The sequence below is a fragment of the Corynebacterium sp. genome (assembly GCF_030152825.1).
Lineage (GTDB): Bacteria > Actinomycetota > Actinomycetes > Mycobacteriales > Mycobacteriaceae > Corynebacterium.
The window spans coordinates 39,647-50,364 of sequence record NZ_JASLIP010000011.1 but is presented as its reverse complement, the minus strand read 5'-3'; the positions used below and the strand labels follow the sequence as shown (position 1 = coordinate 50,364).

Here is a 10,718-nt window from a genome sequence, read left to right as displayed (position 1 = left end):
AACTAGCGGCGCTCCAGCTCCTCCAGGATCGCGCGCATCTCCGTGCGGCGTACCTTGCCCATCTGGTCAGCCGGCAGCGTTGCCACGTGGAAGAACTCCCGCGGCACCTTATAGCCAGTCAGCACCTTCTTGCAATGCTGGCGCAGCGAATCGTGCAGCTTCTCGCCCACGCGGCGCGGCTCGTGCTCCTCGCCCTCCGCGGCTTCCGCCAGCGTCACCGCGGCGACCACGCGCTCGGAGCCGTCCTCCTTCGACAGGCCCACCACGGCGGCCTCCTTGACCTCCGGGTGCTCCAGCAGAGCCTCCTCCACCTCGGCGGGGTAGACGTTGAACCCGCCGGTGACGATCATTTCCTTCAGGCGGGAGACGATCTTCACGAAGCCATCGGCCTCCATCACGGCCATATCACCCGTGCGGAACCAGCCATCCGCGAAGATCTTCTCGTTGAGCTGCTCCTGGTGCAGGTAGCCGCCGAAGACCTGCGGCCCGCGCACCACCAGCTCGCCCTCCTCGCCGTAGTCCAGCACCTTCGTGGGGTCGTCCTGATCCACCACACGGGCCTCCGTATCCGGGAACGGAACACCGACGTAGCCGGGGCGACGGTCATCACTCATCGGGTTACCCAGCACGATCGGGGAGGTCTCGGTCAGGCCGTAGCCCTCAACCAGGCGGCCGTGGGTGAGCTTCTCCCAGTTCTCCACCGTTTCCACCGGCAGGGCAGAAGCACCCGAGAAGGAGTTCCGCATCGTGGACAGGTCGAGGTCCTTCTCCTCCGCCAGCTTCACGATCGCCTGGTACAGGGCCGGCACGCCCGGCACCCAGGTCGGCTTCTTCTTCTTAATCACCTGCTGCAACAGGGAAGGCTCCGGTGCCGGGAGCAGCAGCAACTCCCCGCCGATCAGCGGTGCCAGCGCACCGTTCATCGTCATGCCATAAGCGTGGAACATCGGCAGCGCCGCCAGCATCCGCTCCGGATCGGCCTGCTCGCCCAGGCCCGGCACCCACGCCTTGCCCTGGATCAGGTTCGCGCAGATATTCCGGTGGCTCAGCACCGCGCCTTTCGGCGAACCGGTCGTGCCCGAGGTGTACAGAATCAACGCCGGGGACTCCGGCTGCACCATCGGCAGAGCATCCTGAATCGCGCGGCGACCCAACCCCGGAGCCATCGCGTCCACGGCGGCGTCCCAGTCCTCGAACTGAGTCGGCCCACCCGTCAGCTTCGCCTTCGCCTTGCGCAGCGCCGGCACCGGCAGGGAGAGCGCGACCCGCTGCAGCAGCGGCATCGACTTCGTGATGTTCACCGTGAACACCTTCTCCAGCGGGGTGGTGTCCACCAGGTGTTGCGCACTATCGGCCGAATTATCCCAGAACACCGCGACCTTCGCGCCGTGATCCGCGAACGGCCCTTCCAGCTCGTGCGCCGTGTACAGCGGGTTGTGGTACACCGCCGTGGCCCCCAGCGAGACGATCGCGTAGAACGCCACCAGGTTCGCCGGGCAATTCGGGAGGACGACGGCCACCCGGTCGCCGCGCTTCACGCCGTTTTCCTTCAGGACGGCCGCGGCCTTATCCACCAGCTCACCGAACTCGCTGTAGGTGATCTGCGTGCCCAGGAACCACATCGCATCCCGCTTGCCGTACTTACTCACCGCATCCCGGAAGATGCTGACCAGGGTGGTCTCCCCGTAGTCCAGGTTTGGGGCGGTCCCTTCCGTATAGAACTTCAGCCACGGCTTGGCCTGGTCAGAAGAGCTGTTCTGGGACGGTGCGGTGCTCACGGTGGGGTTCCTCCGGACGTTTGAGGGCAGTAGGTGGGGGTGAATTAAGCCCGATTCACGATGATATGCCAGCCTCCCTTACTCGCGTGTCGACTTCGCTTTAGTCGGTGATCGTCTTCCGGGAGAGCACCACCGTGGAGACGATCATGATGATCAACGCGGCGGCCATGTAAATCCACTGGTAGCCGGAGACGTCGAACTTCTCGCCCAGGATCGTGTACCCCAGCGCGAAAGCGAAGATCGGCTCCACCACCGTCATCGCCGGCAAAGAGTTCTTCAACGGGCCCGCGTTGAAGGAGGCCTGCTGCACCGCCGTGCCGATCGCCGCGAGACCAATCAGCCCCCACAGCTCCCAGCTGATCAGCAGATTCAGCACCCCAGAGCGGGAGAAAATATCCGTCACGGCCTTGGAGAGCACCGCCACATAACCCATGATCCCGCCGGTGATCGAGCCCAAGATTAGCGCCCGATTCGCATGGCGCAGCCCCCGGGAAATCAGGTACATCACCGTGAAAATCACCACGCCGATACCCAGCGCCGTCAGCCACCGCGGCAGGGAAGGCTGCGCCACCCCAGCCTGGGGGCGACCCAAAACCACGATCACCGCCACCGCAACCGTCAGCAACGCCGCCCACGCCGTCTCCGATTTCGAAATTCGGCGGCCAGAAAGCTTCGCTGAGAGCGGCAGGGTGAACATCAGGGAGAGCACCAGAATCGGCTGCACGACCAACAATGTGCCGAAAGCCAGCGCGACAATCTGGAAGGCATAGCCCAAAAAGGACAGACCCAGCCCGGCCCACCACCGCACACGGGTGATCGCCGCGACCACAGAAGAGGTATCCGTCCCACCGGAATCCTCGGCGACCCGGTGCCGAACCACCGTGCCCCACGCGATCGTGAGCGCGGAGGCGAGACCGAAGAAAATCGCCAGTGCGTTACTATGCATCATCGGCTTCCACCCTAAACCAGGCCCGGTTGCCCCCGGCGAGCGACCTACTATAGGGGTGCGCCTGCGCCTACTGTAATCTGTGTGACACGTAACACGCCCCACAACGGCAACACGAAAACCACCCCAAATAACTCCGAGCATCCGGGAAGGCGGGCCAAAACTACATGGCACTCATCGTGCAAAAATACGGCGGCTCCTCGCTGGAATCAGCAGAGCGCATCCGCAGCGTGGCGGAACGGATCGTGGACACTAAAAAGCAGGGCAACGACGTGGTCGTCGTCTGCTCCGCCATGGGTGACACCACCGATGAACTCCTGGACCTCGCCGAGCAGGTCAACCCCGTGCCACCGGCCCGCGAGATGGACATGCTCCTCACCGCCGGTGAGCGCGTCTCCAACGCCCTCGTGGCCATGGCAATCGCGTCGCTGGGCGCCGACGCGCAGAGCTTCACCGGCTCCCAGGCCGGCGTGATCACCACCGAGCGCCACGGCAACGCACGCATTGTCGAGGTCACCCCAGGCCGCGTCCGCGAGGCGCTCGACGAGGGCAAGATCTGCATCGTCGCAGGCTTCCAGGGCGTTAACCGCGAGACGAAGGACATCACCACCCTCGGCCGCGGTGGTTCCGACGCCACCGCCGTCGCCCTCGCGGCAGCCCTGAACGCGGACGTCTGCGAGATCTACTCCGACGTCGACGGCGTCTACACCGCCGACCCGCGCATCGTCAGCGATGCAAAGAAGCTGGATAATATCAGCTTCGAAGAGATGCTGGAGATGGCCGCCGTCGGCGCCAAGGTCCTCATGCTCCGCTCCGTGGAGTACGCCCGGGCCTTCGACGTCCCCCTGCGCGTGCGCTCCTCATACAGCAACGACAATGGCACCCTAGTTTCCGGATCGATGGAGGATATTCCAGTGGAAGAAGCAGTACTCACGGGCGTTGCCCACGACCGCTCCGAGGCGAAGATCACCGTCGTCGGCATCCCAGACGCGCCGGGCGAGGCCGCCCGCATCTTCCGCGCCGTCGCGGACGCCGAGATCAACATCGACATGGTGCTGCAGAACGTCTCCAAGCTGGACGACAACCGCACCGACATCACCTTCACCTGCCCGCGCGAGGACGCCGCCCGCGCCGTGAAGCTGCTCAAGGGAATGCAGGAGTCCGGCGACTGGCAGAACGTCCTCTACGACGACCAGGTCGGCAAGGTCTCCCTCGTCGGCGCCGGCATGAAGTCCCACCCGGGTGTCACCGCCGACTTCACCGAGGCGCTGCGCGACGCGAACGTCAACATCGAGCTCATCTCCACCTCCGAGATCCGCATCTCCGTGCTGATCCGCGAGCACGACGTCGATAAGGCCGTCACTGCCCTGCACGACCGCTTCCAGCTGGGTGGCGACGAAGAGGCCACCGTCTACGCCGGAACCGGCCGCTAAACACTACGCTGGGGGCCGTTGGGGCGCCGGGTGCGCACCGCGCCCCGCAGTGCCCCCGCGGCCCCATAAAACTTCTCTAAAACAATCTTTTAAGGACTGATTTCCCGTGACCACGCTTGCTGTCGTCGGCGCCACCGGCCAGGTCGGCCAGGTGATGCGCGACCTGCTCCAGGAGCGCAACTTCCCAGCCGATCAGGTGCGCTTCTTCGCCTCCTCCCGCTCCGCAGGCAAGGAGCTGGAGTTCGGTGGCAAGAAGATTGTTGTTGAGGACGTCGCCGCCACGCCGACCGAGGAGCTCAAGGGCATCGATATCGCTCTGTTCTCCGCGGGTGGCGCGACCTCCCGGGAGCACGCCCCGCGCTTCGCGGAGGCCGGTGCGACCGTGGTGGATAACTCCTCCGCTTGGCGCAAGGACACCGAGGTTCCGCTCATCGTCTCCGAGGTCAACCCCGGCGATAAGACTGGTGCCGGCAAGGGCATCATCGCGAACCCGAACTGCACCACCATGGCCTGCATGCCGGCACTGGGCGCGCTGCATAAGGAAGCCGGCCTGACCCACCTGCACGTCTCCTCCTACCAGGCGGTCTCCGGCTCCGGGCTGGCTGGCGTGCAGACCCTGATGAACCAGCTGCGCGAGAACCTGGACAAGATGGAGCAGCTCGTGGAGGACGGCTCTGCCTTCACCGCAGAAGACCTCGGCCCCTACGTGGCGCCGATCGCCTTCAACTCCCTGCCGCTGGCCGGCAACCTCGTGGATGACGGCACTGGGGAGACCGACGAGGAGCAGAAGCTGCGCAACGAGTCCCGCCGCATCCTGGGCATCCCGGAGCTGAAGGTCTCCGGAACCTGCGTGCGCGTCCCGGTGTTCACCGGTCACATGATGACCGTGCAGGCAGAGTTCGCCAATGAGCTGACCGCGGACCGCGCCCGCGAGATCCTGGAGTCCACCCCGGGCGTGAATGTCGTAGACGTCCCGACCCCGCTGCAGGCCACCGGCATCGACGACACCCTCGTGGGCCGTATCCGCCAGGACCAGGCGGTCGACGGCAACCGTGGCCTGGTGTTCGTCGTTGCTGGCGATAACCTGCGCAAGGGCGCCGCGCTGAACACCATCCAGATCGCGGAGCTGCTGCTCGATAAGTAGCCCGCTGCCAGTGCTCGGGGACTGCTGAGCACTGCCTGGCGCAGCCGGGCGCATAGCGAAAGGGAGCGGCCTAGCATCACGCTAGGCCGCTCCCTTTGTCTTAGCCGAGGGGTTCCTCGCGGAGGCTAGCCGCGGTCAGTGTTGTTGCTTGTGCCCTCGTCGGGGGTGGTGCCCTCAGCAGGATCGATGCCCTCGCCAGCATTCGCCTGCGGGGTGCCGTGGGTGGCAGTGCCATTCCAAGCAAGAGCGCCGTTCTCAGCGCCCGCGCCATTCGCGGCACCCGGGGTGCCCGCGCCGGCCTGCGCGCTGTCCTCCGCGCCAACGGGCTCGCCAGTCTCGCCGAAGACCTGCTGATCCTCATTGGCCTCCTGCTCATCGCGCAGCTGACCCACCGCGATCAGCGCGATGCCCAGCACCGACCAGGCCAGCAGCACCAGCAGTGGCTGCCACAGCGCGGCATCCGGGAAGTGCACCAGCAGCTTGTTCAGCTTCGTCACCGCACCCGGGGCCAGGGCCTCGCCGAGGTTGCCCAGCGTACCCAGGAACTCGCGTGGCTCGTTCGCCCCGGAGAGCGGGTAGGCCAGCACCGGGATCGCCACACCGATCCACGCCCCGTAGCTGCCCAGCAGGGAGCCGAGGCCCGCCACCGGAGCGGCAACAGCCAGGATGCCCAGGGTGAAGGAGAGCCACAGGGAGACCAGGTTCCCGTCCACATAACCCACCGTCAGCACGGTGACCACAGCCGCGATCAGGCCGCCGAGCACCGAGCCCGCCAGCAGAGTCAGCACGCGCTGCTGCGCACCGCGCAGCAGCCCCACCGAAGCAAGCCCCAGCAGCAGACCGGCGAAGACCAGCGGAAGCGTCATCTTCCCCAGCGTCTTGCCCTGCTGCTCCTGCTCGGACATCGGGACCAGGTCCTGGATATCCGGGCCGGCCATCGCGGCCTGCATGACCTCCTCGGAAGGCTGCTTGCCCTCGAGCTGCGCGCGCTGCGCCGGCAGCTGGTTGACCTCCTGGGCGAACTCCGCGATAGAGCGGGAAGGCTCCAGGCCATTCGCGGACGCCAGCAGCGCACGCACCTGACCCGGCTCATCCGAGATCACCAACGCGCCCTGCACGTCGTTGTTCTTCACCGCGGTGCGCGCGGCGGAGGCGTCCTCGTAGCGCTCCATCTTGAAGGGGATGGCGAGCTGGTTCTGCTCCGCGACCTCCTTCATCTGGCTGTCAAGCTCATTAAAGGTCTTCTCCGAGGCCGCGATGCCCACCGGGATGTTCTGCGGTTCGGCATTCTGGGCGGGCCACAGGAAGGTCAGGAAGATCACCGCGATGGCTGCGATCGACATGATCGCCGTGCCGATGGATAGCGCCATCGGTCCCGCGAGCTTCTTCTGTTCCTGTTCTTCGCCCGGGACGACGTCATCCGCGGTGCCGTCCGCAGGAACCGCACCGTTCACCGGGGTAGCGCCGTCGGTGACGGTGCCGTTGGCGACAGTGTCGTCAGCAGCGGTGCCCTGCGCGGCGACGTCGCCGGTCGGGACGTCCCCGCGAGCCGCAGCGCTACCGTCGGTCGCTGCGCTGCCCTCGGCTGCGGCAGCGCTGTCGGTTGTCGCGGCGCGATCAGCGCCCGCGGGCCCGGTCGCGTCCGGGCCCTCAGCCGGGTCGGTGGGGTCTTGGTTATAGGGATTCGCCATCTCGTGCGTCACGACCCTTTCATGACGGTTGGGGAAGGTTGACCTTCCCGATGCTAGCGTCTCCCGCCACCCGGCGAACAGGGAGTAGGCGAACCGTGCTTGCTGCGAGGTCTCCGCGGCCTCGGCGCCACGCGGCGCGGTCGGCTTAGCGCTGGGCCCCGCAGCAACCCGGTGCGCACGGCGCACCGTCGCAGGTGCCGCCGAAGTTCGGTACCGTCCCCAGCTTCTTCACCAGCTCCGCAGCAGCACGCTGCGCCTCGGTGAACTCAGCGACCGGCAGCTCGTCGTCAGCGACCTCCGCGACCAGGTCCACGATCATGCTGGCGAAGCTCTTATCCAGGCCCGGCGTGGCTGCCCGCACGAAGGGCACCCCGTGCTCCTCCGCGACCTCCCGGACCTCCGTGTCCAGGTCCCACAGGACCTCCACGTGGTCGGTGATAAAGCCCACTGGGCACAGCACGATCGGGTGCTCATTACCCGCCGCCACGCGCGCCTCGAGGTGATCGCACACATCCGGCTCCAGCCACGGCACGTGCGGTGAGCCAGAACGAGACTGCCACACCAGCTCCACGTCATAGGGAGTGCCCACGCCCAGATCCACGCCCGCGGTCTCGCCCGTGTGGGCCGGGCCGTCCCCGCGGCCGCCCACCGGCATGCCCGCCGCCAGCTGACCCGTCCACCCCAGGGACGCAGCCGAACCCGGCCGGCCAGCGAAGCTCGAAGCCTCCTGGATCAGGCGGGATGCATTCAGCACCTGCTCCGAGTACAGGTTGCCCCCGAAGCTGCGCGGGCCGCCGGTATCGTCCGCCTTATTGGGCACGGAGTGGGCGGTAAACACCAGGTCGGCGTCGTCCTGAACGGAAGCGGGAAGCTCCGCGCGCGCCGCGTCCACCGCAGCGGCGAAGGCAGCGACGAACGCCGGGTGATCGTGGAAGTGCGGCAGGCGCTGCACCTTAGGTGCCTGAAGCCCAGCCTCGCGCACCGCATCCAGGGCGCGGCGAATGTCCTCGTTGTACTGGCCACAGCCCGAGTAGCCACCCCACGCGCTGGTGACGAACACGTACACCGTGTCGAAGCCCTCGCGGGCCAGCTGCACCATCGTGTCCTCTACATAAGGCTCCCAGTTGCGGTTGCCGAAGAACACGGGCAGGTCCACGCCACGGCTGGCCAGCTCGGCCTCGACATTCGCGATGATCTGCTTGTTCTGATCATTGATGGGGGAGCGCCCACCCAGGGCGTAATAGTGTTCCCCGACCTTCTCCAGTCGCTCCCGGGGGATACCCCGGCCGCGGGTCACGTTCTCCAGGAACGGGATCACGTCCTCCGACTTCTCGGGCCCGCCGAAGGAGAGGAACAGCAGAGCCGACCGGCCAGCCGGTGCGGCAGCGAAAGCAGAATCCGTAGCGCTCATAACCTAAGACTGTAGTGGGCTCGCTGGGTTCTTCCCCAACTCGTGCCGCAGCGCGTCGGTCAACTCCGGGGTGCGGAACTCGTGACCCATATCGGCCAGCACGGCGGGGCGGACATTCTGATCCGCCAACGCCAGCTCCGCGGCACCATCCTCACCCAGCAGCAGGCGGGGCCCGGCCGCCGGAACCGGCACCTGCAACTTGCCCCGCAAACCCCCTGGGATCACCGGGTTGCCACCCACCTCCGCCAGCGTGGCCATGAACTCCCGGTTGCACACGATCCCCGGCGCCACCGCGTTCACCGGCCCCTGTAGCATCGGGTCGGTCAGCGCCCGGTGGTAGATGTCCACCAGGTCATTCATCGCGATCCACGGGAAGAACTGCCGCCCGTCGCCGAGCGCCCCGCCGCCCAGCTTGGCCTGCGCGGTCAGCAGATCCAGCAGCGCGGTGCCCGCGGCCATTACCAGGCCGGTACGTACCTGCACGACGCGCAGCCCGGCGGCCATCGCGGGCTCCGTCGCGGCCTCCCAGTCCCGGACGATCCGGCCCAGCGTCGAGGACTCATCCGCCGGGGTGGCCTCATCCACCGGCTCCGAGGCATCCGCCCCGTAGAAGCCCACCGCCGAGGCGGACACGAAGGTGTGCACCCGATCCGTGCGCGCCGCTAGCTCCGCGAGCTTCCGGGTCGGCTCGATCCGCGAGCCCGCGACCTTCGCCAGGTGCTCATCCGTAAACCTGCCAGCAATCGAGCTGCCAGCCAGGTGCACTACCGCATCCACGTCGGCCAGCAGGTCCTCGGCAGGGTACTGCGGGTCCCACTGCCGGTACTGCACCGCCGCTCCGCCCGGGCGCGCATTCGCCTCATCGATCAGCGGCTGCGGGTTCCGGCTCAGCCGGATCACCCGATGCCCCGCCAGCTGCAGCAGCGCGCACAGCTGCGTGCCCACCGCACCGCTTGCTCCGGTCACCGCGATCGTCATCTCGCCGGTGGACTCCCCGGCCCAGCCCCGGGCCTGCTGCAGGTGCTTCAGGTCCCCAGCCAGCTGCGCCTGCCGGTAGCCGAAAACACCCTTGAGCAGCTGGTCTGCGACGAAGCTGGGCGCGTTCGTGGTGATCCGATCACGCAAGATCGTCCCGCCGCCGGGATGGACGTCCTGAAAAGAATGGACATGGCGCCAACCGAACGCCGAACCGATCCCGGGAGTCGCGCAGACGTCCGAGAACTGCGCCGGGGAGTCCACGTGCGCCGGTCGCCCATCGCTGGCCGCGACGAGCGGGTGGTAGAACCCCGGGTCGTGCTTGCCCTCCCAGACCACGCCGCCGGGGAAGCGCATGCGAGTAAGCCCGCTTTTCAGGTTCCCGGCCTCCTGCAGCAGTCGCACGCGCGTGAAACCAGGGGTCAGCCGGGTGACGATCCCCGGCGTGGCGTGCACGCCCCAGACCTGGTCAATGGGGTGATCTAGGGTCTGTTCGAAGACTGTCTCGCTCATGACCCCCAGGGTACGCGCGCTAAATTTTTAGGACGTCAGGCTCGGGCGCTACGCCTGCCGCAGCCGCCGCCCCAGGTGGGTGGGCCCGGTGGCCTCGGCCTGCTGGCGTTCCTGGCGACGCTGCTGCGCCTGCTGCATGTCGACCAGGTCGGCCCGGGCGCGAGCAACACGGGAACGGATGGTGCCGGTGCGCACGTTCGCGATCTTCGCGGCCTCGGCGTAGGTGTAGCCCAGCATCTGGGTGAGGATCAGCGCCTCCCGGCGGTCGGTCTCCAGGGAGTTCAGCATGTCTTGGGTATCCAGCCACTCCGCCCAGCTGGAGCCGCCCGTGGTCTCTGCCGCGGGGGTGTCGCCGGCGGCGTCCTCCCACTCGGCGGCGGACTTGCGGGGGCGGGCCATGTCGTGGCGGATGCTATCCACCCACACACGCCGGGCCAGGGAAAGGATCCAGGTGCGGGCCGTGGAGCGGGCGGCGAAGCGGGGGAGGGCGGAGAGCACGCGCAGGTAGGTCTCCTGGGTGAGGTCATCCGCCTGATCCGGGTTGGCCAGGTGGGCGAGCAGCCGCCAGACGTCGTCGTGGGTGGCGGCGATGAACTCGTTGAGCGCTGCCTTGTCTCCCCGGGCAGCACGCAGCGCGAGGTCGGTGACGTGCGCGTCGACCTCGGCGGTGTGGCCGTGGCGCCCAGCGGGGGAGGGAGAGAAGTTGCTCATGTTAAAAGCCAGTCTAGCAGTGGCCTGCGGTTTTGAAGCTTTTCTCCGTGCCGGGGTGCGGGCGTGGCGGCCGCCAGCGCTTTGATAGGCGGGGGCGATGGTTGCGCGCCGATTCA

8 protein-coding genes are annotated in these 10,718 nt (G+C 67.2%); 2 read left to right on the top strand and 6 right to left on the bottom strand.

Translation table 11 applies throughout. From position 1 onward, the window contains the following. Window positions 1-2 precede the first annotated feature (2 nt). Together Q1V78_RS02160 and Q1V78_RS02155 are read right to left on the bottom strand one after the other, a co-directional pair. The gene (locus Q1V78_RS02160; RefSeq protein ID WP_300611122.1) at window positions 3-1,778 is read right to left on the bottom strand and encodes a long-chain-fatty-acid--CoA ligase; all 1,776 of its coding nucleotides are present in this window, start codon (window positions 1,776-1,778) and stop codon (window positions 3-5) included. A gap of 100 nt (window positions 1,779-1,878) precedes the next feature. Continuing rightward, entirely contained in the window at window positions 1,879-2,724 is an 846-nt protein-coding gene (locus tag Q1V78_RS02155; RefSeq protein WP_300611132.1) for a DMT family transporter, read from the bottom strand. A 167-nt stretch (window positions 2,725-2,891) separates the two neighbouring features. Here Q1V78_RS02155 and Q1V78_RS02150 point away from each other — a divergent pair, with 167 nt between their 5' ends. Next, entirely contained in the window at window positions 2,892-4,157 is a 1,266-nt protein-coding gene (locus tag Q1V78_RS02150; RefSeq protein ID WP_300611120.1) for an aspartate kinase, read from the top strand. Window positions 4,158-4,263: 106 nt separating this feature from the next. Beyond that, window positions 4,264-5,301 (top strand): aspartate-semialdehyde dehydrogenase, encoded by a 1,038-nt coding sequence (locus Q1V78_RS02145; protein WP_300611118.1) that lies wholly within the window; start codon window positions 4,264-4,266, stop codon window positions 5,299-5,301. 125 nt (window positions 5,302-5,426) lie between these two features. Here Q1V78_RS02145 and Q1V78_RS02140 read toward each other — a convergent pair whose 3' ends face one another. The 4 genes from Q1V78_RS02140 to Q1V78_RS02125 form a co-directional block, all read right to left on the bottom strand. Next, a complete protein-coding gene (locus tag Q1V78_RS02140; protein WP_300611116.1) occupies window positions 5,427-7,004 on the bottom strand; it encodes an ABC transporter permease in 1,578 nt (525 codons plus the stop codon). Window positions 7,005-7,137: 133 nt separating this feature from the next. Next, the gene (locus Q1V78_RS02135; protein ID WP_300611114.1) at window positions 7,138-8,403 is read right to left on the bottom strand and encodes a ferrochelatase; all 1,266 of its coding nucleotides are present in this window, start codon (window positions 8,401-8,403) and stop codon (window positions 7,138-7,140) included. A 3-nt stretch (window positions 8,404-8,406) separates the two neighbouring features. Beyond that, window positions 8,407-9,891 (bottom strand): TIGR01777 family oxidoreductase, encoded by a 1,485-nt coding sequence (locus tag Q1V78_RS02130; protein ID WP_300611111.1) that lies wholly within the window; start codon window positions 9,889-9,891, stop codon window positions 8,407-8,409. 48 nt (window positions 9,892-9,939) lie between these two features. Further along, window positions 9,940-10,602: an RNA polymerase sigma factor gene (locus Q1V78_RS02125; RefSeq protein WP_300611109.1), complete on the bottom strand. Its 663-nt coding sequence runs from the start codon at window positions 10,600-10,602 to the stop codon at window positions 9,940-9,942. Window positions 10,603-10,718 lie beyond the last annotated feature (116 nt).

Coding starts and splice junctions, on each gene's coding strand:
- Q1V78_RS02155 (WP_300611132.1), bottom strand. CDS start 2,724: ATGCATAGTAACGCACTGGCGATTTTCTTCGGTCTCGCCTCCGCGCTC.
- Q1V78_RS02150 (WP_300611120.1), top strand. CDS start 2,892: ATGGCACTCATCGTGCAAAAATACGGCGGCTCCTCGCTGGAATCAGCA.
- Q1V78_RS02135 (WP_300611114.1), bottom strand. CDS start 8,403: ATGAGCGCTACGGATTCTGCTTTCGCTGCCGCACCGGCTGGCCGGTCG.
- Q1V78_RS02130 (WP_300611111.1), bottom strand. CDS start 9,891: ATGAGCGAGACAGTCTTCGAACAGACCCTAGATCACCCCATTGACCAG.
- Q1V78_RS02125 (WP_300611109.1), bottom strand. CDS start 10,602: ATGAGCAACTTCTCTCCCTCCCCCGCTGGGCGCCACGGCCACACCGCC.